The 22,880-nt window shown below is 67.2% G+C and carries 20 protein-coding genes; 3 read left to right on the plus strand and 17 right to left on the minus strand.

From position 1 onward, the window contains the following. Positions 1-25 precede the first annotated feature (25 nt). From AC3WMR_RS20040 to AC3WMR_RS20105, 14 genes are all read right to left on the minus strand, one after another. Entirely contained in the window at positions 26-2,137 is a 2,112-nt protein-coding gene (locus AC3WMR_RS20040) for a pilus assembly protein TadG-related protein (protein ID WP_492264634.1), read from the minus strand. A 26-nt stretch (positions 2,138-2,163) separates the two neighbouring features. Then, positions 2,164-2,625 (minus strand): DUF3613 domain-containing protein, encoded by a 462-nt coding sequence (locus tag AC3WMR_RS20045; protein ID WP_492264633.1) that lies wholly within the window; start codon positions 2,623-2,625, stop codon positions 2,164-2,166. Between the two features lie 21 nt (positions 2,626-2,646). Continuing rightward, positions 2,647-3,546: a tetratricopeptide repeat protein gene (locus tag AC3WMR_RS20050; protein ID WP_492264632.1), complete on the minus strand. Its 900-nt coding sequence runs from the start codon at positions 3,544-3,546 to the stop codon at positions 2,647-2,649. Continuing rightward, positions 3,546-4,544, minus strand: coding sequence for a type II secretion system F family protein (locus AC3WMR_RS20055; RefSeq protein WP_492264631.1), 999 nt, complete (start codon positions 4,542-4,544; stop codon positions 3,546-3,548). Before AC3WMR_RS20055 ends, AC3WMR_RS20050 begins: the two co-directional genes overlap by 1 nt. Before the next feature lie 11 nt (positions 4,545-4,555). Continuing rightward, the gene (locus AC3WMR_RS20060; RefSeq protein WP_492264630.1) at positions 4,556-5,485 is read right to left on the minus strand and encodes a type II secretion system F family protein; all 930 of its coding nucleotides are present in this window, start codon (positions 5,483-5,485) and stop codon (positions 4,556-4,558) included. Further along, positions 5,485-6,846 (minus strand): TadA family conjugal transfer-associated ATPase, encoded by a 1,362-nt coding sequence (locus tag AC3WMR_RS20065; RefSeq protein ID WP_492264629.1) that lies wholly within the window; start codon positions 6,844-6,846, stop codon positions 5,485-5,487. The genes AC3WMR_RS20060 and AC3WMR_RS20065 overlap by 1 nt, the downstream gene beginning before the upstream one ends. A gap of 21 nt (positions 6,847-6,867) precedes the next feature. Then, a complete protein-coding gene (locus AC3WMR_RS20070; protein ID WP_492264628.1) occupies positions 6,868-8,208 on the minus strand; it encodes a P-loop NTPase family protein in 1,341 nt (446 codons plus the stop codon). Then, positions 8,205-9,587: a type II and III secretion system protein family protein gene (locus AC3WMR_RS20075; protein WP_492264627.1), complete on the minus strand. Its 1,383-nt coding sequence runs from the start codon at positions 9,585-9,587 to the stop codon at positions 8,205-8,207. The genes AC3WMR_RS20070 and AC3WMR_RS20075 overlap by 4 nt, the downstream gene beginning before the upstream one ends. Before the next feature lie 66 nt (positions 9,588-9,653). Further along, entirely contained in the window at positions 9,654-10,610 is a 957-nt protein-coding gene (gene cpaB, locus AC3WMR_RS20080) for a Flp pilus assembly protein CpaB (protein WP_492264626.1), read from the minus strand. Then, on the minus strand, positions 10,607-11,098 hold the full coding sequence (locus AC3WMR_RS20085) for a TadE family protein (RefSeq protein ID WP_492264625.1): 492 nt from the start codon (positions 11,096-11,098) through the stop codon (positions 10,607-10,609). Before AC3WMR_RS20085 ends, cpaB begins: the two co-directional genes overlap by 4 nt. 1 nt (position 11,099) lies before the next feature. Then, on the minus strand, positions 11,100-11,540 hold the full coding sequence (locus tag AC3WMR_RS20090; protein ID WP_492264624.1) for a TadE/TadG family type IV pilus assembly protein: 441 nt from the start codon (positions 11,538-11,540) through the stop codon (positions 11,100-11,102). After that, positions 11,507-12,028, minus strand: a complete 522-nt coding sequence (locus tag AC3WMR_RS20095; RefSeq protein WP_492264623.1) for an A24 family peptidase — start codon at positions 12,026-12,028, stop codon at positions 11,507-11,509. The genes AC3WMR_RS20090 and AC3WMR_RS20095 overlap by 34 nt, the downstream gene beginning before the upstream one ends. A 161-nt stretch (positions 12,029-12,189) precedes the next feature. Continuing rightward, complete coding sequence (locus AC3WMR_RS20100) at positions 12,190-12,366, minus strand: Flp family type IVb pilin (RefSeq protein ID WP_006390266.1); 177 nt, start codon at positions 12,364-12,366, stop codon at positions 12,190-12,192. Positions 12,367-12,486: 120 nt separating this feature from the next. Beyond that, complete coding sequence (locus AC3WMR_RS20105; protein ID WP_492264622.1) at positions 12,487-13,317, minus strand: MHYT domain-containing protein; 831 nt, start codon at positions 13,315-13,317, stop codon at positions 12,487-12,489. 600 nt (positions 13,318-13,917) lie between these two features. Between AC3WMR_RS20105 and AC3WMR_RS20110 the strand changes: the two genes are divergently transcribed. The 3 genes from AC3WMR_RS20110 to AC3WMR_RS20120 all read left to right on the plus strand — a co-directional run bounded on the left by AC3WMR_RS20110 (position 13,918) and on the right by AC3WMR_RS20120 (position 18,165). Continuing rightward, entirely contained in the window at positions 13,918-15,516 is a 1,599-nt protein-coding gene (locus AC3WMR_RS20110) for a ShlB/FhaC/HecB family hemolysin secretion/activation protein (protein WP_492264621.1), read from the plus strand. Between the two features lie 359 nt (positions 15,517-15,875). Next, on the plus strand, positions 15,876-17,597 hold the full coding sequence (locus AC3WMR_RS20115) for a collagen-like triple helix repeat-containing protein (protein WP_492264620.1): 1,722 nt from the start codon (positions 15,876-15,878) through the stop codon (positions 17,595-17,597). Positions 17,598-17,625: 28 nt separating this feature from the next. Further along, positions 17,626-18,165, plus strand: a complete 540-nt coding sequence (locus tag AC3WMR_RS20120) for a MarR family winged helix-turn-helix transcriptional regulator (RefSeq protein WP_025140514.1) — start codon at positions 17,626-17,628, stop codon at positions 18,163-18,165. A gap of 120 nt (positions 18,166-18,285) precedes the next feature. Here the strand turns inward: AC3WMR_RS20120 and AC3WMR_RS20125 are convergent, their stop codons facing one another. The 3 genes from AC3WMR_RS20125 to AC3WMR_RS20135 form a co-directional block, all read right to left on the minus strand. Continuing rightward, positions 18,286-19,443: an FAD-dependent oxidoreductase gene (locus tag AC3WMR_RS20125; protein ID WP_492264619.1), complete on the minus strand. Its 1,158-nt coding sequence runs from the start codon at positions 19,441-19,443 to the stop codon at positions 18,286-18,288. A gap of 236 nt (positions 19,444-19,679) precedes the next feature. Continuing rightward, the gene (locus tag AC3WMR_RS20130) at positions 19,680-21,371 is read right to left on the minus strand and encodes an ABC transporter ATP-binding protein (protein WP_492264618.1); all 1,692 of its coding nucleotides are present in this window, start codon (positions 21,369-21,371) and stop codon (positions 19,680-19,682) included. Then, positions 21,371-22,879 (minus strand): ABC transporter permease, encoded by a 1,509-nt coding sequence (locus AC3WMR_RS20135; RefSeq protein ID WP_492264617.1) that lies wholly within the window; start codon positions 22,877-22,879, stop codon positions 21,371-21,373. The genes AC3WMR_RS20130 and AC3WMR_RS20135 overlap by 1 nt, the downstream gene beginning before the upstream one ends. Position 22,880: the final 1 nt, after the last annotated feature.

A 22,880-nucleotide genomic window follows, 5' to 3' on the forward strand; every position in this document is an offset into this window, starting at 1 on the left:
GTGACAGGGTTCAAGGGCTTCATCATCAATACACCAGACGGGGCTTGCCGCAGTCCACGGACAGCAGCGATACATCGGTTTGGCCGACGCTCAGGCCAAGCATGTCAAGCAGTTGCTGCAGCAGGGTCGACAGCATGCCCAGCAGCGGCTGCAGCAATGCCACCACGATCGACAGCACACCACCGATCTGGTTGCCGCCGCTGAGCGCCAGCGAGGCCACCGCGTTGACGCGGCATTGGCGGATGGCATCGGGCACGATCGCCAGCGAGCAGGTCAGGTCGCTCAAGGGCGCCAGCAACAGCGAATTCAGGATGTTGCCCACCAGTTGCAAGGTGCCGCCCAGCACGCCGGTCAGGCCGCCGGTGGACAGGCGCTGGCTCAGCTGATTCAGCGCGGTGGTGGACCACTGCATGTCATTGACGACCTGCGAGATCGACTTGCCGGGGTTGTTGCCGCCCCCGCCCACCAGGTCGGTGGCCAGGCCAGTGCGTTGGTCTGGTGTCAGCGGCGTGCCGGTCCCGACCAGGTCGCCCAGGATGCCGCCGATCAGCGCGTCGGCCAGGTTCGAGGCCAGCGCGCCCAGGTTGATGGACGTGGCGTTGACGGTGGCCGTGGAATTGGGCGAAGGCGGCTGGGTCAGCGTGACGGGCACCGGCGCCGTCGAATTGAAGATCGGCAATGTCACCTTGGCGGTCAGCGGCAGGATGCCCAGCACGTTCAGCACCTGGTAGCGCTGGATCGCCGCGAAGGAACTGGGCTGGCAGCTGTTGGTGATCGACAGGAAATTGGCCTGCACGTTGTCGACAGCGGACGACATGCCCGGGAACTTGCCCAGGCAGATGTTGGCCACCGACGAGGTGACATCGATGGTGGCCTGCTGCTGGGTCAAGGGCGCCTGGCACAGCTTGGACACGGTGCCGGTGGATTGCGCCACATCGATGATGACCGGCAGGTCGACCTTGGTGCCCAGCGTGTTGGCCAGCAGCGGCCCCAGCAGCGGGATGTTGCTGGTGTTGGCGCGCAAGTACACACGAATGCCCGCGCTGGTGGCCTGCGTGCCCACGCCGCCCACGCCGATGGTCGGCGGTTCGACGATGCGTACTTGCGACTGCACCCCCAGCAACGGCACGTTCAGGCCCAGGTTGACCAGGTTCTGGCCGTTGGCGATGACCAGCGCGGTCTCCAGCACGTTCAGGGCATTGATGTTGGCCTGCAGGGCCGAGTTGACGTCGCCGCCCACCACGTTCAGGTCCAGGACGCCGCCGTCGCCGAACAGCTTGACCGGCAGATTCACGGGCATCACGTTCAGCACCACGTTGATGGCGTTGCTCAGCAGCCCCAGGCTGGCGCCGGCGGTGTTGCCGGCCTTGTTCATGACCGTCAGCGTGGCTTGCAGCAACTGGCCCAGCGTCAGGTTGTTCAGCGCCGCCAGTTGCGACGGTGTGCCCACGCCGGTGGCTACCGACACCGGCAAGCCCAGCGCTTCCAGCAGGCCGGACGGGGTGATGTTGACGGTGGCCAGGCCCGCCGCGTCCAGGATGTCCAGCTGTGCGGGCGACGCGCCCACGGTGGACAGCAGTTGCGACAGCAGGCCGCCCTTCTGCAAACGCAAGAGACGCGAGCCGACGGTGAAGACCGCCACCGGCTGCGTGCTGGCCGCCACCGACACCACCTTCACCGCCGTGCCGCCGGACGTGCCGCCCGAGAAACTGGGGATCAGGCTGGTCAGGGTCTTGTTGATGGTGATGCGCAACGCGTTCGGCACCTGCCCGCTGGCCGGATCGAACACGTACATGCCGGAGGGATCGGCGCGGGTGTTGTCCCACACTTTGCACTCCACCGTCACGTCGCCCGCGGAAAACGTATCCAGGATATTGGGCACGTTGGCCAGCACGGCCGTCTGGCCGGCCGCCTGCGCCCGCGTGCAATCGGCGGGCGCGCCCATGCCCAGCACCTGCACCGCCGACAGGGCCGCCAGGTCCGAGGCCTTCTGCATTTCCCGCTTCATGTAATAGGCATAGCCCAGCTGGGCAACGCCCAGCAGCACCAGGCCGACGATGACCGCGAACACGATGGCCACCGTCATGCTGCCACGCTGCCGCAGGGGAAACGCAGGACAAGAAGAAGGGGCTGGCATGATCGCGACTCCGGGACGGAAGAACGCTAATTGGTGTTGTTGGTCTGCACGCGCTTGGTGAACCACTCGGGGATCGGCCGGGTGAAGCTGTCCACGTAGCGGTTCCAGGCGGCGGTCGACACCGGCCCCAGCACGGGCAACGCCGCGCCCGCGCGGCGGCCGTCGGCCTGGGCGGCCAGCAGGCCGCGCGTGATGTCGCCGAACGCCTCTGGCGCCTCGGCGGCTTGCGGAGCGGCCTGGGGGGTGGGCTGCGGCTGCGACATCGGGGTCTGCACCTGCTGCACCACCGGGCGCGACGGCATCTGCGCGGCGGGCGCGGCGGGCGCCGCCGCAGGCGGGGTAGCGGGCACGGGCGTGGCCTGGGCCACCCCGCCGCCGGTCATGCTGCCGGTCAGGGGGGCATTCGATTGCCCGTGGCCGGCCGACGGCACAAGCGCCGCCAGGACCAGCGCCAGGGAAAACGGAGCGAAAGCAACGGTTCGAGACATGGCTGGGATTCCTGGAGTCGGTTAACGCATGATGGGCCCGTTGCCCAATCTGTCCATCAAGGGGCTCATGACCGGCATCACGATGCCTTCGCCACGGGACACCCGGGTCGCCTGCGTATCGGCCCCCGCGACAGAGCCGCTGCCTGCCGGCGCGGCGGCCATCGGCGCGGCCGTCTGGCTGCGGATCTCGGACGCCAGGCGCAGCACCTGGCCGCGCGCCTCGTCACTGAGCTGGGCGCGATCCATCACGTTCTTGGCCCGCACCGGCTCGCCTTCCACCAGCAGCAGCAAGGCCAGGTTGGCCAGCACCTTGCCGCTGTCGGGCGCCAGTTCGGCCGCCTGCCCCAGGGGCACGCGGGCGCCGGCCGGATCCCCGGCGCGCAAGCGCGCATAACCCAGGTCGCCCAGGATGCGCGGGTCCATCGGCGACAGCTTGGCGGCGCGCGCGAAGTCGTCGGCCGCCTGCTCGAACTGGCCGCGCGACCCGGCAATCAGCCCCAGGCCATGCCAGCCGTCGGCGGCCTGCGCGGTGCCCAGCAACGCGCGGTAGGCCTGTTCGCTGGATGCCGCCTGCCCGGTCTGGCGCAAGGCTTCGGCGCGCATGACCGCCACGCGCGGATCGTTGCCGAATTTCTGCTGGAACGCCTCGATATAGGCCAATGACGCGAAATAGCGCTCCTGGCGCTGCGACTCGGCGATCATGGACAGCATCATCTCCGGCTCGGCGGGTTTGCGCCGGTTCTCGGCCTCGTCCTCGCGCTGGCGCATCAGGGCCTGTTCCTGCTGCTGTTGCTGGATCAGTTGCCAGGCGGTTTCCGCGTTGTTGCTCTGGCATCCGGCCAGGCCCCCTGCGCCCACGACAACGGCCGCTGCCAGGGTCCAGCGCCATGCGCGTCCCGCGCTTTCGATACCGCCTGCCATCACATGCCCCCCATGCGCGACAAGCCGCGCAATACCGCAACAAACCCCGCCCCGCCCGTCACGATCAACAGCGCCGGCAACAAGGTCACGATCATGACCGCCGTCATCTTGACGGTGGTCTTGCCCACTTTTTCCTTCAATTCCAGCCGCCGCTTCTCGCGCAGCCGTTCACCGAAACGATTCAGCGGCTCCTGCACCGCGCCGCCGTGCTGGTCCACCTGCGCGATCAGGCGGCAGATGGCCGACAGGTCGTCGTTGTCAAAGCCCCCCGCCAGGCGCGCCAGCGATTGCTCGCGGGTGCGCCCGCGCACATACAGTTCGGACGCCAGGCGCAATTCGTAGGCCAGCACCGGCATCACCTGGTCGAACTCCTTGATCAGCACTTGCAGGCTCTGGTCGATCGACAGGCCCACGCCCTGCAACAGCCGCAGCAGGTCGATCAGCAGCGGCAGCTCGTTGGCAGCCTGCTTGCGGCGTCGCGACAGGCGCCGACGCACGAACCACTTGGGCAACATGTAGCCGATGGCAAAGCCGAAGAAGGCCGCCACGAACAGGCCCAGCGACGAATCGCTGACCTTGCGTCCCAGGTCCCAGCCCACCGCGGCCGCCGGCAACAGCAGCGCCAGCGTGAAGCGCGCCACGATGAAACGCAGCCGGGCCGTGGCGGGATTCTCGTAACCCGCCATATCCACCAGCTTGCGGTCCTCGCCGGCCAGCAGGGCTTCGGCGAAGCGGCCTTCGCTCAGGCGCTTGCCGAACGAATCGGCGGCGCGCGTCGCCGCGGCCAGCCGGCCCTGGCCGCCCTCGGCGGCCACCGCGGCCGTCGCCTTGGCGCGGCCTTCACGCGTGGCCAGCGCCTGGTCCACCACCTGACGGCTGCGATCCTGACCGCGCAGGCGCCGCGTCATGCTCAGGCCCAGGATCAGCATGGCGGCGGCCACCAGCATCAGCGCCACTGCCAGCACGGTCGAGACATTCCAGGATTGAAGGGCTTGCATCCGCGCCGTCCTCAAATGGCCTTGGCCATGCGATACAGGATGTACGAGCCGGCCAACTGCAGGCCCACCGCGGTCATCAGCATCTTGAAGCCCAGGGGGTCCACCCACAACCCCATGAACAGATCGTTATTGGCCACCATGATGAAGCCGGCGATGCCCAAGGGCAGCAACGCCAGGATCCAGGCCGACAGGCGGATCTCGGCCGAACTGGCCGTCAACTCGGCGCGCGCCTGGCCGATGTCGCGCATGAACGCGGCCATGCGTTCCAGCACCTGGTCGCTGCGGCCGCCAAAGCGCAGTGCCACCGACACCACCGCCGCCACCATGTAGAGTTCCTTCATGTCGTACTGGCGCGATACCTGCACCAGCGCCGCGTCCAGCTCCTTGGCCGAACGGCTCAGGGCGGCCGCGGTCTCGACCACTTCGCGCAGCGGCTCGTCAGTCGTGGCCGCCGCCGTCTGGAACGCCGACGCCATGCTGTTGCCGATGGTGACCAGGCGCACGATGTTGTCCAGGAAGGCCGGCAGTTGCGACACGCGACGCCGCTGGCGCCGGTCGGCGCGCAGCCACAGCAGGAAATACGCGAACACCGACAGCAGCACCAACGCCACCACGCCCGACAGCCAGCCCAGGAACAGCCAGGCCAGGAGCGCCCCCACCACGATGGGCAGGATCAGCTTGGCGTAGAAGCCCGGGCTCTGGCGCACCCCGCCTTGCAACAGCAGCATGTCCCAGCGCGAAAAGCCGCTTCGCAAGGCGCGCGCGCCTTGTGCGAACGGCATTTTCCCCGTGACGGGCGCGCCGCGGCTGCGCCGCAGCTGGTCTTCCAGGAAGGCGGAACTGGCCGCCCGGCGCGCGCCGCTATTGGCATGACGCCACAGCAGCACCGCCGCCAACGCGAACAGCAGCGCCAAGCCCCCGATGACGGCCGCTTGCAGCATCAGCGCCTCCTGCTCCAGAAGCCCCCGCCCCCGCCGTCCGGCTCACCCGGCGACGGCTCGCTGGGCCGCTGCTCATTGCGCATCTTGGCCAGCTTGGGCGTGTGCGGATGGATGCCCAGCCAATTCCAGCGGTCCTTCTCCTCGCCTTCCGGCGTGGCGAAGGTTTCGTGGCGATACAGTTCCTGGGTCGAGATCACGCTGTCGCCCATGCCGGTGACTTCGGTGACCGACAGCACCCGGCGCTTGCCGTTGGACAGGCGGCCGATCTGCACGATGAAATCCAGCGCGCTGGCGATCTGGCGCCGCAGGCTGTCCTCGCTGCCCTGGAAGCCCGCAAAGCCAGCCAGCATCTCGATCCGGTACAGGCATTCGCGCGGCGAGTTGGCGTGGATGGTGGCCATCGACCCTTCGTGGCCGGTGTTCATGGCCTGCAGCATGTCCATGACCTCGGCGCCGCGCACTTCGCCCACCACCACGCGGTCCGGCCGCATGCGCAGGCTGTTGCGGATCAGTTCGCGGATGCTGACGGCGCCGCTGCCGTCAAAGCCGCCCTGGCGCGATTCAAGGCGCACCACGTGCGGGTGGTTCAGCGACAGTTCCGCCGTGTCTTCCACCGTCACCACGCGTTCGGTCTCGGAAATGAAGAACGCCATCGCATTCAGCAGCGAGGTCTTGCCCGAGCTGGTGCCGCCCGACACCAGGATGTTGCAGCGGTTCTTCACCGCTTCGTGCAGCAGGCGATAGATCTCTTCGTCGAAGGTGCCCAGCGTCAAGAGGTCGGCCGGCTTGAGCGGGTCCTGGCGGAATTTGCGGATCGAGACCATCGGTCCGTCCACGGCCAGCGGCTCGATCACCACGTTCAGGCGGCCGCCGTCGGGCAGCCGCGCATCGACCATGGGGCTGGATTCATCCAGCCGGCGGCCGATGGGCGCCAGAATGCGCCGCACGATCCGCAGCACGTGCTGGTTGTCGGTAAAGCGCAGGGTCTCGCGCGCCAGCACGCCGCGGCGCGAGACGAACACGTTGTCGTAGCCGTTGATCAGGATGTCTTCGACGGCCGGATCGGCCAGCAGGTCTTCCAGCGGCCCCAGCCCGGCCAATTCCTTGGTCAGGGCCTCGGCGATCTGCCGCATTTCCCCTTCGTTGATGGGCACCCGGCGCAAGCGCACGAAGCTGGCCACCTCGATATCCACGAACTCCTGGATGGCCGAGCGTGCCCACCTGCCGAACTCCGCCCCCAGTTCTTCGATACGGGAAAGCAGGTGCTCGTAGGCCGCCGTCTTCACTTCCTGGAAGCGGTTGGACGACGCAAAGCCCTTGTCGCCATCGCCGCCGAACTCTATGGTCGCTGTCATGATCATGTCGGATTCCGCCGCCGTCCGTTATTCGACCACCATGCGGCGGTGCACGCCGGGCAGCCACGTGGCCAACCAGCTTGCCCGGCCGCCCGGTGTGTTTTCTTCCGCGCTCAGCTTCTCGGCCAGCGCCTGGACCGCGCGGACGTAGACGTCGCGCTCGGCTTCCTCATGCAGCAGATGGCCCTGGTTGGTGCACACCATCAGCGCCAGCGTGCGGTCCGGCAGCGTGCCGACCAGTTCCAGCTGGAAGCGTTCGGCGATCTGCTGGGCCGTCATGCCGTAGCGTTCGTCGTAGCGGTTCACGATCAGGCCCAGGCTGCGACGATCCACGTGCAGCTGTTCCAGTTCCTGCAAGAGACCGGCCAGCGACACCAGCGCGCCCACGCTCTGGTCAGTGACGATCCAGTTCTGTTGCGAGGCGCGCGCCAGGCCCGCGACGAATTCAGGGTTGGTAAAGCCGCCGGAGTCCGCCACCACCACGCCGAAATGCTGGCGCATGCGTTCGAACACCAACAGCGAGTCGGACTGCGATACGTCGCGCATCTGGCCGAGGTCGCGCGGCAGGGCCAGCACGCTCAGGCCGCTGGCGGTGTGCGCCATGGCCGAACTGAGCAAGGTGGAATCCAGGCGGCGCAGGTTGCGCGCGGCCTCGGCAAAATCGAAGTCGCTGCCGATGTTCAGGTACAGCTGGCAGTCGCCCACCGGCCAGCCCAGGTCCATCAAGGCCACGCGGCTGCTCAGGGGCAGGTTGCTGCCGGTATCCGCGGCCGGCTTGGCAGCCTTGGCGCCAGACGCCGTCGCCCGCACCCCGTGCATGTGCTTCAGGCGGTCCTGCACCATGCCCGCCAAGTGCACGGCCAGGGTACTCGTGCCCACGCCCGGACGCGCGCCCAGCAGCAGCACGCTGCGGCGCGAGCCATCCATCCGCGCGCCACCGGCCGGCACGTCCAGCAGGCGCTGCACCACATCCTTGACCTCCTGCGGGGCCACGGTGGGATCGACGAAATCGCTGACGCCCGCACGCAAGGCGGCAATGGCACCCTCGGGCTGGCTCAGCAGGCCCACGGCCACGCGCGGAATCGTCGGTGCGATGCGCGCCAGCAGGCGCGCCAATTCGGCTGACTTGAACAGCTTGCCCGGCTCGTCCTCGCTCAACGTGAAATCCAGGAACACCACCTGGGGCTCGATCTCGGTCAAGCGTCGGCCCAGCTCTTCGACGCCGGGCACTTCCTGGGTCAACATGCCCATGTCACCCAGCGCCTGCCCGAGCTGTGCGGCCACGCCGTCGCCCTTTGAACAAAACAGAAACCGGTTGCCGTTTTGCAAGCCAACCCACTCCCTGGCATGTGTCTTCATATTGCTCACCGTGAAAAGCCCGGCATTTGCTGCCCGCCCATGGGACCCATCAGGTAGTAGCCCCAAGCATTGAACGCGGTGTCGGTCGCTTCCTGCTTGGCCCCGGGCAGCGGCAATGTCACGCCGCGTGCAATGGGCCGCACCAGACGCGGCGTCACCACGATGACCAGCTCGGTATCCTCCTGGGTGTAGTCCACACTGCGGAAGAACGACCCGATGATGGGCAGGTCACCCAGCATCGGCACTTTATTGACCAGCGCCTTGGTTTGCCGCGATACCAGGCCGCTGACCACGAAGCTCTCGCCATCGCCCAGCTCGACCGTGGTGTCGGCACGGCGGGTGCGCAGCGCCGGGATCAGCGTGGTCGAATTGGTGCCGTTCGATACCGCGATGGCATTGCTGTAGTCCAGCTCGCTGGCCTCGGGCGCCACTTTCAGTGCGATGCGGTCGCGCGACAGCACGGTCGGCGTCACCGTCAGGCCGATGCCGAACGGCTTGAACGTCACCGTGGTCGTGCCCAGGCCGCCCGCCTCGGGGATCGGCAGCTCTCCGCCCGCCAGGAAGCTGGCGCTTTGCCCGGTCAGGGCCACCAGCGTGGGTTCGGCCAGCACGCGCGCCATGCCGTTGTTCTGCAGCAGGCGCAGGCGTGCGCTGAAATCGTTGGAGTCATAGAACAGCGAAAACCCGGACGCCAGCGCCGCGCTCTTGCTGAAGCCCAGCGGCGCGGGGAAGCTGTCGGGCGTGATGGAATTGGTGCCGCCCCAGGGGCCGCTGCGGCCGGCAAAACTGATGCCCGCCTGCTTCATGACCGAGCGCGACACCTCGACCACCTTGACTTCCACCTGCACCACGCCGCCGGTGCCCGCGGTGGACACATCGACCACGTTCTTGTCGCCAACGGCGGCGCCTGCGGCGGCCACCGAGGCCTGGTGCGACTGCGGCGACTCGGCCTGGCCGGACACCACGGCGCGGTCGCCCGCCACATCGATATTGGCGCCGCCGGCCACCCCACGCCCGGCCAATACCTGCTGCACCGTGCCGGCCACCCGCACCGTCCAGAGCTGCGGCGCGGCATTGGCGCCCGTCCAGATCTGCAGCGTGGTGGTGCCCGCCTTCTTGCCGTACAACAGCACCGACGCCTGGCGCTTGCCCGAGGCGGACAGCACCTTCACGTCGGCCACATCGGGATCGCCGATGGCGATGCGCGCGGGCGCACCATCCAGCATGAGCGTCTGCTGGCCTTTGACGGCCACCGCGATATCGCGGGCAGGCGCATTCAGGCTGGACGCGGTGGGCAAAGCGTTCTGCGCCAGGCTCATCGCGCCGTAGGTCATCGCCGCTGCGGCCGACAGGACGCAGATCAAAGGGGTGCGCTGAGTTCTCTTCATTGTGCTGGATCAAGTTGACGGGTCGGGTCCAGCTACGGGCGGCATCTGGCCACGCGCAGCCGCGTTTCAATAGCGCACGCGCTCGGATTTGTCTCCTCGCAATATTTCGACGGAACGACCGCCACCACCGCCGCTGGACGCACGGACCGGCGCGGGTTTCGCGGCGGGCGACGTGCCTTCCAGCTGCGCCAGGCTTTCGCCGGCATAGGCACGGTTGGGGCCGGATTGCAGCAGTGCGCGCTGTTCGGGTGTCAGGTCGGTGCGGGCGGGCAGTACGGCGCTGCGCTGCGCGAACAGTTGCGTATCGGGCACGGCGTCGTCGCCCACCGGCCGCAGGGCCAGCTGCAAACGCCCGGTGCGGCTGGCCAGCATCAGCTCGCTGACCTGTTCGACCGGCACGGCCAGCACGGCGGTCTTGGCCGGCTGCCCGGGCGGACCGGGCATGGCCGATTTTTCTTCAGGGCCATCCACCGACGCGGCGCCGTAGGCCAGCACGCGGACCTGCGATTGCAGCAGCCGGGCCTGGCCGCCCTGGATCTCGATGCCCTTCTCCAGCATGAAGAACACGTCCACCAGGTCACCCGGCACAATACGGTTGCCGCCGCCCACGACTTCATCCACGGCGATCGCCACCGCGCGTTCGCCCGGTTTGAGCTGGCGGCCCAGCCCCTGCGCCAGCATGCTGGGCAGCACCGGATCGCCAGCCGCGATGTCGATGCGCGCATAGGCGCCTTCCAGCGGCGTGGGCGAACTGTAGCTGCCCGACAATGCCACTTGCCATTCATCCACCTTGAGCATCTTGGCGCCGTCGATACGCGTGCCGGCCGGAATCGGCGTCGACGCGACCACTACCGCATACCGCTTGGCCGGCGGCTCGGACGGCGTGGGCGTCGTTGTTGCCACCGGGCCCGCGGGTGTCGGAGCAGGCGCAGGCGGCTCGGAGGCCAGGCGCCACGCCACGAACGCCAGCACCAGGCCCGCCGCCAACAACACGCCCGCAACGATTTTGCTCAGACTGCTCATGGTGTCCCTTGAGAGATTTGCACGATGGCTTTGGACGACAGCCGGGTCGGAATCCAGTTCTTGTCCGTCCCGGGCAACATGGCGATGAAAGCCTGGAAGGTCGACAGCACCGGCCAGGCCTGCACGTTGAATGTCATGGCGACCGTGGCGCATTGGGCCGCCTGGCCGCCCGAGCCGCTCCAGGTGCAAGGCGCGCTGGTGGTGGCGCAGGCAACCGCCGAACCGGTGCCGAACACGCTCATGGCCGCCGTGCAGGCGGAGCCCGGCACGTCCGCCTGGCCCGCGAAGCGCGCGTACACGGCCGCCCGCGCGCCTTCCGACGCGGCGGAGGCCAACTGCTGCTGCATCCAGAACAGCACGCCATAGCCCACGACGGCGCAGACGAACATCAGCAGCATCGTCACCATCAGCGAGAACTCAAGCGTGGCGATGCCGCGTTGGCCGGTCTGGCGGTTGCGCGAGGGGTCCAGGTTGGCGCGCGCAGCCATGTCAGTTGCTCCCGTCCAGCGAATTGCCCAGGTGAACCGTGGCGCGCGCGGTCAGCACGCTGGTGGGCGGCATCAACGCCTGTGCCAGGAAGGGAAAATTCGGAATCAGGGGATTGGCGCCGTAGGGATAGCTGACCGTCACTTCGATCTGGTCGGCCGTCAAAGGCAGACCGCTGCACGTACCCCCGCCGGTGCTGCTGAGCGTGCCGGTCGCACCGCACACGGCCACCGCTACGGTGGCCGAGGACATGGTGGTGATCCAGCCCGAGCGATCCAATGCGATATCGCGCCCGGCGTTGGCGCGCACGGTCAGCGAGGTGGCGCCCGGCTGCCACTGCAACACCTTGCGCGCGCCATCCTGGGCGGCAAGGGTCACGGAATGCTGCGCGGTGAAGACCAGGGCGTAGGTCAGGATCGCGTAGAACACCAGGAAAAACACCACGAATACCAGTCCGAATTCAAGGGAATAAACACCACGCTGAGCGCGGCGGCGCCCAGATAGGTGCCGTACGGAATCTGGCGAGCCCGAAGCGGCAATGCCCAGCTTCGGGAAACAAACAGGTAGAGCAAGGCGTGCAGCCCGGCCAGCAGGCTGGCAAACACCAGTGTCAGCACCAGCGGCGCAAAACCCGCCAGCAGCCCCAGCACGGCGATCGCCTTGACGTCGCCCGCGCCCATCAGGCGTCGGGTCCAGAGCGGAAAGAACGGCAATGCCAGTGCGAAGCCCGCCAGCGCCATGGACCAGCCGGCCCAGCGTGGCGGATAAGCCCATGCCGGCGCGAGCCAGGCGGCCAGCAGCCACAGCGCCTGCCCCGCGAATCCCGCGACGATGAGCGTGTTGGGTACGCGGCGATAGCGCAGATCGGTGTAGATCAACACCAGATTCCAGCATGCGAACAACAGCCACCACAGCACTTCCCCTGGATACAAGGCAGGACCTTCTGACGGTTTCGGTTTGGACTACCGGGTGTCCGCCCGGTGGGACACCGTCTCCTTCAACATCTGCTCCGTGCCGAGCGGGGCGACAGGCCCGGCCAACCGGGGCTGCCTGGCGGGAGCCAGGCGCGCCGAGGCGGCCGGGGCCTTCGGTCTCACTTGGACGCGTTGGCGAGCTTGGCCTGCAGCGACGTGAACAGGCCGCTTAGCGCGCCCGTGAATGTCGCCAAAGCCGCCACCAGCGCCACCGCGATGGTGCCCGCGATCAGCCCATATTCCAGGGCGGTAATACCTTCTTCGTCGTTCCAGAACTGCGCAAGTTTCGCTTTCATGTCGAGCTCCTGAGTCTCGCTGGATAATTGAGCCTCGCCGCAAGGACGGCGCTGGCCCCCTAAGCCCGGTACAACCGGCGCGCTGGCGTGTTCCTCACCCGCGCGTCTTCCGGGGTACTGCTAACCCGGTCCCAGCGTGGAACCTGGGGTTCTGCCCGGCTCCACGACGGGGGCCGATTCAATGATCGAATCAATGCGTTGCGCCAGACGCGCGCGGAAACGGCGCGAGGCACGCTGCAAATGCCAGCGCATCACCAGCAGCATGATGGCCGACAGCGCGAACGCGATATACGGCAGCATCAGCCCACCGATCTGCATGCTGGATGAATCCCGCGGGGTGACGCAGACGACCGTGCCGGCTGCCGCCCCCGTGTAATGCATGCCGCACACCGCAACCGCCATCAAAACGGCCGCTCCGGCGCGCTGAAACTCATTCTGCGTATTGAAAGCCAGCCACAATGCGGCTGACGCGGCAATAACCGCTATGAATACCGATAAAACAACCATCGGCAGGTTCCACATAAATACGGCCGGCATGCGCATGGCGCTGATGCCTACATAATGCATGGCGGCAACACCCAGGCCCGCGGCCAGACCACCCACCAGACAGCGCATAAATGTGAAGCGGTCACGGCCCACATACCAGAAAGCCCAACCGGAAAAACCGGCGGCGACCAGGAAACTGACCGCGGTCAATCCGAGCTGGTAACCCACTTCGAACGGCAAGTTCTGTGCCTGCATGCCGATGAAATGCATGCTCCAGATACCTACGCCGCCCATGGCCAACGCACCGATGATGATGTAACCGATGCGGATTTCGCCGTCCTGCATTTCGGCGCGAATGCCGACGGCGGCGAGCAGGGCCACGTACGAGCCGAGCACCGCGATCAGGAACGACAGCGCGACCAGTCCGCCGTGGAAGGAGAGCGGAACGATATCGCCCGGGTTCATGCCTGGCCCCTGTGAATCAGGCGGCAGACGCCGTTTGAGGCCGAGGTTTGTTCGACGATTGTCTTGCGGTCATCCTGGTCCATCTGCGGACTCCCGATAGCCTGTAAACCCGATGTGTTTTGAAACGTTTATATAGTCTTATCTATTAACAATTAATACACATCAGGGTTTATACCAGTATTCGCAACAGTGCGACAGCTTACTTGTAACGAATACTCGGAAATTCGTAGAGGTCATTTTTTTGCATACCGATAAACCCTGAATTTTGGGGTTCCAGAATTGCCGTCTATTTCGCTATGTTGTTATATCCACGTTTCCGGCCAGTCACAATGAAATAATTTGTCATTGCCCTGCCGCGCTGGCAACATACCGCCTGAGCGGCACGCGATGGTCTTTACATATATAGCGTCCCCGTATATTCAAGCGTTATTCAGGTATTTATCGAATGCTGTTTTAACGGCGCCTGCGGCAAATGAGAGACAACAAGGCATGAGACGTACGCTTCCCGCAAGTCCGCTATACCTCGCCCTTATCTGCACGCTCGCCGCCACAGGCACAGCGCACGCCGACGGTCCGTTGCGGGGCAACCCCGTCGATTCCATGCCGCAGATCGAACGCCCGCCCGGCGCCACGCAGCCGCCGCCCGTTGTCCAGACCGCCACGCCCGAGCAACTGGCGCTGCAGGCGCGGCTGGCCCAGCGCATCGTGCCCCGGCACTTTGACGTGACGGGCGTGCATGCCATGCCGTTCGAAGAGGTGTCCGCCCTGCTCGAGCCCTTGTCCGGCAAGGAAATCAGCCTGGGCGAGCTGGTGCAGCAGGTCGACAAGATCACGCAGTTGTACCGAGACCGCGGCTATCCGCTGTCGTTCGCGCTGGTGCAGAACCAGACCTTCGCCAACGGCCTGGTGGTGGTGACGGTGGTGGAAGGCTATATCGGCACGGTGCGCATCGAAGGCGATATCGGCAATGCGCAGGACCGCCTGGAATCGTTGGCCGAGCCCCTGAAAGCGGAAAAACCGCTGAAGCAGGCGACGCTCGAGCGGGTGCTGAACCTGATGCGCACGGTGCCGGGCGTGAAATTCACGCCCGCGCTGGACTTGCCGCGGCGCGCCGACGGCGCGACGGAGTTGCTGCTGACAGCGTCGCGCCAGCCGGTCAGCCTGACCGGCGGCGTGGCGGACCTGGGCACCGGTATGCAGCCCTTGGTGAATGCCGCCACCAACAGCCTTACGCCGCTGGGCGAACAGGTCAAGCTGACGGCATCCATTCCGTTCAACACGGACGACGTGAAGTACGTGTCGGGCGAGATCCGCGTGCCGATCGGCAATGACGGCCTGGCGGTCAAGGTCGACGGCTATCACTACGACGCCAAGCCCAAGGACGATGCCATCGAATACCTGGGCTTCCAGCGCCGGGTCAAGAACGACCGCATCGGCATCGGCGTGAGCTATCCCTTCCTGCTGAACAACACCCGTTCGCTGACCGGCACGTTGGGGGTCTATGCCGCCAATTCCAAGGACCGCTACGACGCGAAGGAATCCGACCGCTGGCTGCAGCAGGACGCGCAGGTGCGCGCCGCCAACCTGGAAATGCGCTACATCCAGGTGTCCGAGGCCGCGACCTCCGACGTGACGTTGGCCGTGGCCAAGGGATTCGATGCCGCCGGCGCCAAGAAAGAGATCAACACCAACTACGGCTACTCGGCCGTGCCGATCCTGGACCTGGACTTCACCCGCTACAACCTGAATGCCAAGCAGACCTTCGCCCTGCCGGCGCAGTTCGGCCTGACGCTTTCCGGCGCGGCGCAGTACTCGAGCAATATATTGCCGTCATCCGAACAGGTGTCGTTCGGCAGCTGGCGCTTTGCGATGGGTTATCCGCAAGGCGAGCAAAGCGGCGACAAGGGCGTGGGCGTTTCGGCCGAAGTGAATCGTCGGTTCGGCATCGGCTGGGAATACCTGTCGAATGTGCAGCCGTACGCGCTGATCGACTTTGCCCGTACCTATTACAACAACAAGGGCCTGCAGCAACTGAATCAGCGGCATTTGTCATCGGTAGCGCTGGGCCTGCGCTTCACCGACGACAAGTACTACCTGTTTGATTTCAACGTGGCCAAGCCGATCGGCTCGGCGACGGTGAACAACGACCGCGACGTGCGTTTCAACGCCAACTATTCGCTGTATTACGACGCGTTCTGACCGGGCCGTGGCAATCGCATGATTGCCCCCTCGGATACCCAAGGCGCCCGTTCCGACGGGCGCTTTTTTTTGCCTGTTCCACACACCGCGTTACGTAACGTGGCCCGTAACGTAACGGGCAATCAACGGCCAGACGTAACATTCGCAGGCTCCGCGTGATCGTAAAAATGGGGGATTCTCAATATTGGTATAAACCCTCTAAATCAAATTTAAGTCGTTGATTTTATTGAATTTTTATAATCCTAAAAACCCGCTGAAAGCAAACTGGCACGGCATTCGAAAAATATTGGCACGGTTTATGCATGTAGAGACGTATCGGGCAGTTTCGACGCCTGACACTTCCCCCACAGGAGCTCGCCATGAATGCCAAGATTGAAACGCAGCGCGTACAACGTATTCTGACTTCCACCGTTCTGGCGGCCGCTCTGATGAGCTCGCTGGCTGCCTGCGGCGGCGGAGGCGGTGGCCACAAGAGCGGTCCTTCGGCTGGTTTGCCGGGCACCGATATTCCGACCAATCCGGGCGGTCCGAGCAATCCGGGCAACCCTGGCGGTCCGAATAACCCGGGCGGTCCGAGCGATCCGAATCCTCCGGTCAATCCGGTCACCACCGGCCTGCTGCAAACCACGTTGGGTAATACCGGCAACGCCGTCGACAATACCCTGCCGTTGAATCTGGGCACGACCCTGGGCGGCGTCGGCAAGGCGCTGGACCCCACCGTCAAGCCGGTTGTCGATACGGTTGTCGGCCTGACCCAGCAAGTGGGCGCCACGACCGGCCTGGGCCAACCCGTGGACGGGACGGTCAAGCAAGTCGGCGGCCTGGTCGAAGGCCTGGGCACCACGGTCAAGGGCACCGGCCTGCCCGGCGGCCTGAGCGCCGGCGTCGGCGGTCTGGTCGAAGGCCTGGGCAAGACGGTCGCCAGCACTGGCGGCCTGCTCAATGCCGACCCGAAGAATCCGCAACCGCTGACCACCATTCTCGGCAACGCCACCAACGCGGTGGGCGCCCTGACCAGTGGGCTGTCCGGCAATGGCGGCCTGCTGAACCCCGTGACCCAACTGGTGGGCGGCGTGACCGGCGGCGTGCTCGACGGCCCGTCCAAGCCCTTGCTGGAACCGGCGCTGGGCAACGTCGGCAAGACGGTCGACAACGTCCTGCCGCTGGGCCTGCAGCCCATGCTGGGCGGCATCGGCGCGGCGCTGGACCCGACGGCCAGCCCCGTGGCGGGCACCGTGGTCGGCCTGACGCAGCAAGTTGGCGCCACCACCAAGCTGGGCGCACCGGTGGCCGGCATCCTGAACAGCCTGGGCGGCACGGTCAGCAACCTGGGCAACCAGCTGCCTGGCGGCAATGTGGCGGGCCTGAATGGCGTGCTGCAAGGCCTGGGCGGTGCGGTCAGCAGCGCGGGCGGCCTGCTCAACGCCACCCCGGGCAACCCCAACCCGCTCGGCGCCACCCTGGCCAACGCCACCGGCGCCGTCGCCTCCCTGACCGGCGGCCTGGGTCTGGGCGGTGCCACGGGCGGCAATAACGGCGGCCTGCTCAGCCCGATCACCGGCATCCTGGGCGGTGTGACCGGCGGCACCACGGGCGCCAATGGCGGCTTGCTGGCGCCGGTGACCGGCCTGCTTGCCGGGGTGACCGGCAGCGTGGGCGGCGCCACGGGCGGCACCGCGGCCAACGGCGGCCTCCTGGGTGGCCTGCTCGGCGGCGTGACCGGCGGCACCACGGGTGGCACGGCCGGCGCCAACGGCGGCTTGCTGGGTGGCCTGCTCGGCGGTGTGACGGGTACGGCTGGCGGCGCGGCGGGCGGTGCGGCGGGAGCCAATGGCGGCCTGCTTGGCGGCTTGCTCGGCGGTGTGACCGGCGGAGCGACCGTCAGCGCAGGAGCGGGAGCTGCAGGCGCAGGTGCTGGAGCCAGCGCCGGCGCAGGCGCCTCGGGCACGGCCAACAACGGTGGCCTGTTGGGTGGATTGCTGGGCGGGGTGACGGCCGCGGTTGGCGGGGGCACCACCAACGGCGCCAACAACGGCGGCTTGCTGGGCGGCCTGCTCGGTGGCCTGTCGGGCAAGAAGTAATCCACTGGATCCGTGAGGGAGCGAAGCCATGCTGCAACAAGAAACCATCGTTCACCACGAGCATGTGACCGTGATGCCTGAATCTCGCAACAACGATCTGCGGCCCGGAATGCTTGACGATATCGCCCTGATGCTGGGTCGGCAGTTCGCCGTGTATAACGCGGCGTGCCAGTCGGCCCTGGCGGAGAAACTGGGTATCCCCCTGGCGGATCTGAAAGCGCTGGAACTGGTGATGGAGTTCGATGCCCTGCCCACGGGCCAGCTGGCCCAGTTGATGGGCATCAGCTCCGGCGGCGCCACCGCCTTGATCAACCGCCTGGAAGCGGCCGGGTACGTGCAGCGGGGCCGCCACCCGCTGGACCGCCGGATGATCGTGATCCGGCCGGTGGAGGAAGCGTGCCAGCAACTGGCCCAGGAACGCCAGTGGGTGGCTGAAGCGGTGGTGCTGATGGCGCGCCGCTACGACGCCGCCGAGCTGGAAGTGGTGCATGCCTTCCTGGCGCAATGTGTACGCGCCCTGCGGCACGACACCCTGGTGTGGCTGGAAACACGCAGCGCTCACGAGTGACATCCGGCCGCGCAGGCGGCCCACGCACCGCGCCCCGATCCGCAAGGACCGGGGCGCGGTTTTCTTTGGACAGCCCGAACGCCGGCACGGGATCCCGCGATGCGCCAGCGGCGGGCGGAGTCAATGCGCAGCGAACAGCTGCGCCACGCTGGCCGGTGCGTGCGGGCCGAAGAAGCATTCGTGGTTGCGGGCCGTCAACGTGGCGGCCGATGCGCTGCGGGGAAACAGGGCCTGCTCGTAAGCCGCCAGGCCGGCCTCGATATCGGCAGGATGCGCGCACAGCGCATGGGCCAGCTCGGCGCCGTCGTACAGGGCGAGGTTGGCGCCCTCCCCCGCGAACGGTGACATCAGGTGCGCCGCATCGCCAAGCAGGGTGGCGCCGGGCACCCGCGCCCACTGATGCGCGACCGGCAAGGCATGCAGCGGCCTGACGATGAGGTCGGCGTCGCCTTCGGTCACCAGTGCGCGCAATGCGGGAGCCCAGCCGTCGAATTCCTGCGCGATCCGCGCCAGGGCAGACGGCCGGCAGGTGAAGTCGATCGCGCTGACCCAGGCCTGCGGCCGACTCAACGCCACGTAGGCTTGCAGGGTGCCGTTGGCGTAGCGATGGCCCAGGATGCCTTTGCCGGGCTCGACGGCCATCAGGGTGCCGCTGCCGATCAGTCGTGCCGTGGCGGGGTGGCGGCGGTCCCCATCGACCAGGCGCGTTTCGATGAAGGTGGTGCCGACGTACGTCGGCATGGCCGCCGACAGCAGCGGCCGGATGCGTGACCAGGCGCCATCGGCGCCCACCACGAGATCGGCGGTGAACGATGCGCCCTGGGCAAATGCCAGGCGGTGCCGGCCATCGCCCAAGGCGTCGGCGTGGGTAAGTTTGTGACCCCATTGGATCGTGCCGTCAGGCAAGGACGCGACCAGCAAGCGGCGCAACGCGCCCCGGTCGATTTCGGGCCGGGCGGGTTGGGCCTGGCCAGGACGATCGAACAGGATGTGGCCATGGCGGTCTACGACCCGCTTGGCGTCCTCGCCGGGCAGCGCCAGGGCCAGGAAGGCCTCGAGCAGGCCGGCGGCCTTGAGGGCGATCTGGCCGTTGTACGCGTGGATGTCCAGCAAGCCGCCCTGGCTGCGGGCATCGAGCGAGACGTCGGCTTCAAATACAGTGGCGGAGATGCCGTGCAGGTGAAGGACGCGTGCGAGCGTCAGGCCGCCCAGGCCGGCGCCGACAATGGCGATACGGGCACGGGACAGGGAGTTTGCTGCGGGGATGGCGAGGTTCATGGCGCGTTCCGGTAGTACGGGCAAGGCGCGTTGTGGGCGCTGCTGCTCGTGACGGTCCGACGGGATGTCGGGGGGATCGCTGGCCAACCTGACGCAAGTGCGGGGTGACGTGTGCGCGACTTTCCGGAAGGCGCGGGGCCGAATGAATCGGAAGGTCGTTTTTCGCGGAGTTCGAAACGACAGTATTGCACGAAATCGCAGCCCCTCGCCCGCCGGCGCACGCGGGGGCTGCGGCTTCAGTCGGCGGACAAGGGGCCGAACTGCAAGCGCGGCACGGCGTCGAGCAGCCGCCGGGTCATGTCCTGGCGCGGCGCGTGCAGCACGGCGTCGGCCTCGCCCAGTTCGATGATGCGCCCGCCTTCCATGACGGCGATGCGGTCCGCCAGGTATTCGACCACGCCGAAATTGTGCGTGATGAAGAGATAGGCGATACCCAGTTCATCCTGCAATTCGCGCAGCAGGTCCAGGATCTGCGCCTGCACCGAGACATCCAGCGCCGAGGTCGGCTCGTCGCAGATCAGCACCTTGGGTTCCACCGCCAGGGCCCGCGCGATGGCGATGCGCTGGCGCTGGCCGCCCGAGAACTCGTGCGGATAGCGCGCCAGCGTATTGGCCGGCAGACCGACGCGTTCGATCAGCCGGGCGGCATGGGCCGCGCGATCTTGCGCGCTCATGCCGCGGCGCAGGGACTCCAGGCCTTCGTCCAGGATGTCGCCCACCCGCATGCGCGGGTCCAGCGAGGCGTAGGGGTCCTGGAACACGATCTGGATGTCCTGGCGCAGGCGCTGCAAGCGGCCGCGGTCGGCAGAGAGCAGGTCCTGCCCTTGCAGCATGGCGCGGCCGGAAATATGGGCGCCGTCGATCAGGCGCAGCAGCGCCTTGCCGGTAGTGGTCTTGCCGCAGCCGGATTCGCCCAGCAGCGCCAGCGTTTCACCGGCGCGCAGCGTGAAGGTGACGCCGTCGACGGCCTTGACCCACGACACCACGCGCCGCAAGGGTCCCTTGCGCACGGGGTAATGCACCTTCAGGTCCTGCACGTCCAGCACCACGCCGGGATCGCGCATCCGGCGCGGGCCGACGGCCCGGTCCTGCGCCTGGGCGTCGCGGCCCGGCTGGCTGAGCGGCACGCCCCGCTTTTCGAAGGTAGGAATGGCGTCGAACAGTTGGCGCGCATAGGGATGCTTGGGCGCGCGGAAGAATTCTTCCGCGCTGGCGCTTTCTACGATCTCGCCGCCGCGCATCAGCGCCACGTGATGGGCCACGTTCTTCACCACCGCCAGGTCGTGGGTGATGAGCAGCACGGCCATGCCCATTTCCTGCTGGATGTCGGCCAGCAGGTCCAGCACCTGCGCCTGCACGGTGACGTCCAGCGCGGTGGTGGGTTCGTCGGCGATCAGCAGCAGCGGCTCGGCCGCCAGGGCGATCGCGATCATGACGCGCTGCTTCTGGCCGCCCGAGAATTGGAACGGGTAGTCGTCCACGCGCCGTTCCGGTTCGGGAATGCCGACCCGGCGCAGCCAGTCGATGGCCCGCGCCCGTGCGGCCGCACCGCGCAGCGGCGTATGCGCCACCAGCGTTTCGATGATCTGATCGCCCACCCGCATGACGGGGTTCAGGCTGGTGGAGGGTTCCTGGAAGATGATGCCGATGCGCCCGCCGCGCACGCCGCGCATGGCGCTTTCAGGCAGGCGGTTCAGGTCTTCGCCGTCCAGTTCGATCTGGCCACCAACGATGCGCCCGGCATCCGGCAGCAGGCGCAGCAATGCCAGCGCCGTCATGCTCTTGCCGCAGCCGGACTCGCCGACCAGCGCAAAGGTCTGGCGCTGCGAAATGGCCAGTTGCAGTCGCTTGACCGCATGCGTCATGCCGCTTTCGCCGACGATGTCGACGTCCAGGCCCTGCACGGCCAGCAAAGGGGTGTCGTGCATCACGGGGCGTCTCCGGGCTTGGATGAACGGGCGTCGGCGGCCAGCACGGCGTCGGGGCGGCGGCCGAACAGGCCCAGGCCCGGCAGGCGGCTCGGCTTGTAGCGGCGGGTGCGCGGATCGAAGGCGTCGCGCACGGCGTCGGCGAACAGGTTGGCCGCCAGCACCAGCGCCAGCATGAAAAGAAAGGCGGTCATGAGGTTCCACCAGATCATGGGGTCGCGCGACATTTCCAACCGCGCGCCATCGATCATCGAGCCAAAGGAATTCATGCTGGGGTCCACGCCAATGCCCAGGTAGGACAGCACGGCCTCGTACAGCACCAGTCCCGAGAACTCGAGCACCACGGTGATCAGCACCAGGTGGGCCACGTTGGGCAGCAGGTGGCGCGTCATGATGCGCCAGTGCGACACGCCGAAGGCCCGCGCCGCCTGCACGTATTCCAGCTCGCGCAGCTTGAGCGTTTCGGCGCGCAGCAGGCGGCACAGGCCGGCCCAGCCGGTCAGGCCCAGGATCATGCAGAGCAGGAACAGGCGCAGGTCCGCCCGTGCGGCCGACGTATCGAACAGGTCGGCGTGGTTATCGATGTAGACCTGCATCATCAGCGCGCAGGCGGCCACCAGCAGCACGCCGGGAATCGAGGTGATGGTGGTGTAGAGGTATTGGATGGCGTCGTCGACCTTGCCCTTGAAATAGCCGGCCGCGATGCCGAACACGATGGCCGGCGGCAGCATCGCCAGGGTGGTCAGGCTGCCGATGACCAGCGCGGTGCGAATGCTTTTGAGGGCCTGCCACAGCACGTCGTTGCCGATGCGGTCGGTGCCCAGCGCGTGGTAGCCGGTGGACAGCCCCGCCAGCGCCCCGGCCGCCAGGCACAGCAGCGTGAAGGTGATGGCCATGGCGCGCCAGGGCACATCCGAATGGCCGCCGAACAGCGCCTGGGCTGCCGCAGACGCGCCCGCGCGCCGGGCCAGGCCGGCGAACAGCAGGCCCGTGCCGGCCAGCGCCACGGCCAGGCCGGCTGCCAGACCCAGGCCCAGCCGTCGGGACAGGTCGCCCGCGTAATCGCGGTCGGGGTCGGCCAGGTGCGTGCCCGCCGCCCGCAGGCGCGGAAAATCGCGCACCGGCTTGTCATCGACCAGCAGGGTTTCCTTGGTGAACTGGCGCACGGCCAGCGGACTGGAATAGGTTTTCTCGGGCCGCGTCAGCACCGAGCCACTCAACAAGCCGTCCAGCGCCGACTTGACGGCCGGCGCATAGACGCGCGGCGCATCGGCGGCAACGCCCGGCGCGGGCGGCAGCAAGGGGCGGTAGTGAACCGAGTCGAGCAGGCCGACCACGGCAAACGCCGCCAGCACCACGGCGGAACACATGGCGGGCGTATCGCGCGCCACGCGCGCCCAGGTCGAGCGCAGGTTCGGGCTGCGGCGCACCCGCCAGGCGTAGGTCAGCGCGCCCAGCACCATCAGCCACAGCGCAATGTCGGTCCAGAGGAATACGAATTGGGGCATG

Source organism: Achromobacter sp. FW305-C-28, assembly GCF_058783235.1.

What these genes read in the sequence shown, in the direction of transcription:
- AC3WMR_RS20040 (WP_492264634.1), bottom strand. Translation starts at nt 2,137, where the DNA reads ATGCCAGCCCCTTCTTCTTGTCCTGCGTTTCCCCTGCGGCAGCGTGGC.
- AC3WMR_RS20045 (WP_492264633.1), bottom strand. Translation starts at nt 2,625, where the DNA reads ATGTCTCGAACCGTTGCTTTCGCTCCGTTTTCCCTGGCGCTGGTCCTG.
- AC3WMR_RS20050 (WP_492264632.1), bottom strand. Translation starts at nt 3,546, where the DNA reads ATGGCAGGCGGTATCGAAAGCGCGGGACGCGCATGGCGCTGGACCCTG.
- AC3WMR_RS20055 (WP_492264631.1), bottom strand. Translation starts at nt 4,544, where the DNA reads ATGCAAGCCCTTCAATCCTGGAATGTCTCGACCGTGCTGGCAGTGGCG.
- AC3WMR_RS20060 (WP_492264630.1), bottom strand. Translation starts at nt 5,485, where the DNA reads ATGCTGCAAGCGGCCGTCATCGGGGGCTTGGCGCTGCTGTTCGCGTTG.
- AC3WMR_RS20065 (WP_492264629.1), bottom strand. Translation starts at nt 6,846, where the DNA reads ATGATCATGACAGCGACCATAGAGTTCGGCGGCGATGGCGACAAGGGC.
- AC3WMR_RS20075 (WP_492264627.1), bottom strand. Translation starts at nt 9,587, where the DNA reads ATGAAGAGAACTCAGCGCACCCCTTTGATCTGCGTCCTGTCGGCCGCA.
- cpaB (WP_492264626.1), bottom strand. Translation starts at nt 10,610, where the DNA reads ATGAGCAGTCTGAGCAAAATCGTTGCGGGCGTGTTGTTGGCGGCGGGC.
- AC3WMR_RS20085 (WP_492264625.1), bottom strand. Translation starts at nt 11,098, where the DNA reads ATGGCTGCGCGCGCCAACCTGGACCCCTCGCGCAACCGCCAGACCGGC.
- AC3WMR_RS20100 (WP_006390266.1), bottom strand. Translation starts at nt 12,366, where the DNA reads ATGAAAGCGAAACTTGCGCAGTTCTGGAACGACGAAGAAGGTATTACC.
- AC3WMR_RS20105 (WP_492264622.1), bottom strand. Translation starts at nt 13,317, where the DNA reads ATGAACCCGGGCGATATCGTTCCGCTCTCCTTCCACGGCGGACTGGTC.
- AC3WMR_RS20110 (WP_492264621.1), top strand. Translation starts at nt 13,918, where the DNA reads ATGCCGCAGATCGAACGCCCGCCCGGCGCCACGCAGCCGCCGCCCGTT.
- AC3WMR_RS20115 (WP_492264620.1), top strand. Translation starts at nt 15,876, where the DNA reads ATGAATGCCAAGATTGAAACGCAGCGCGTACAACGTATTCTGACTTCC.
- AC3WMR_RS20120 (WP_025140514.1), top strand. Translation starts at nt 17,626, where the DNA reads ATGCTGCAACAAGAAACCATCGTTCACCACGAGCATGTGACCGTGATG.
- AC3WMR_RS20125 (WP_492264619.1), bottom strand. Translation starts at nt 19,443, where the DNA reads ATGAACCTCGCCATCCCCGCAGCAAACTCCCTGTCCCGTGCCCGTATC.
- AC3WMR_RS20130 (WP_492264618.1), bottom strand. Translation starts at nt 21,371, where the DNA reads ATGCACGACACCCCTTTGCTGGCCGTGCAGGGCCTGGACGTCGACATC.
- AC3WMR_RS20135 (WP_492264617.1), bottom strand. Translation starts at nt 22,879, where the DNA reads ATGCCCCAATTCGTATTCCTCTGGACCGACATTGCGCTGTGGCTGATG.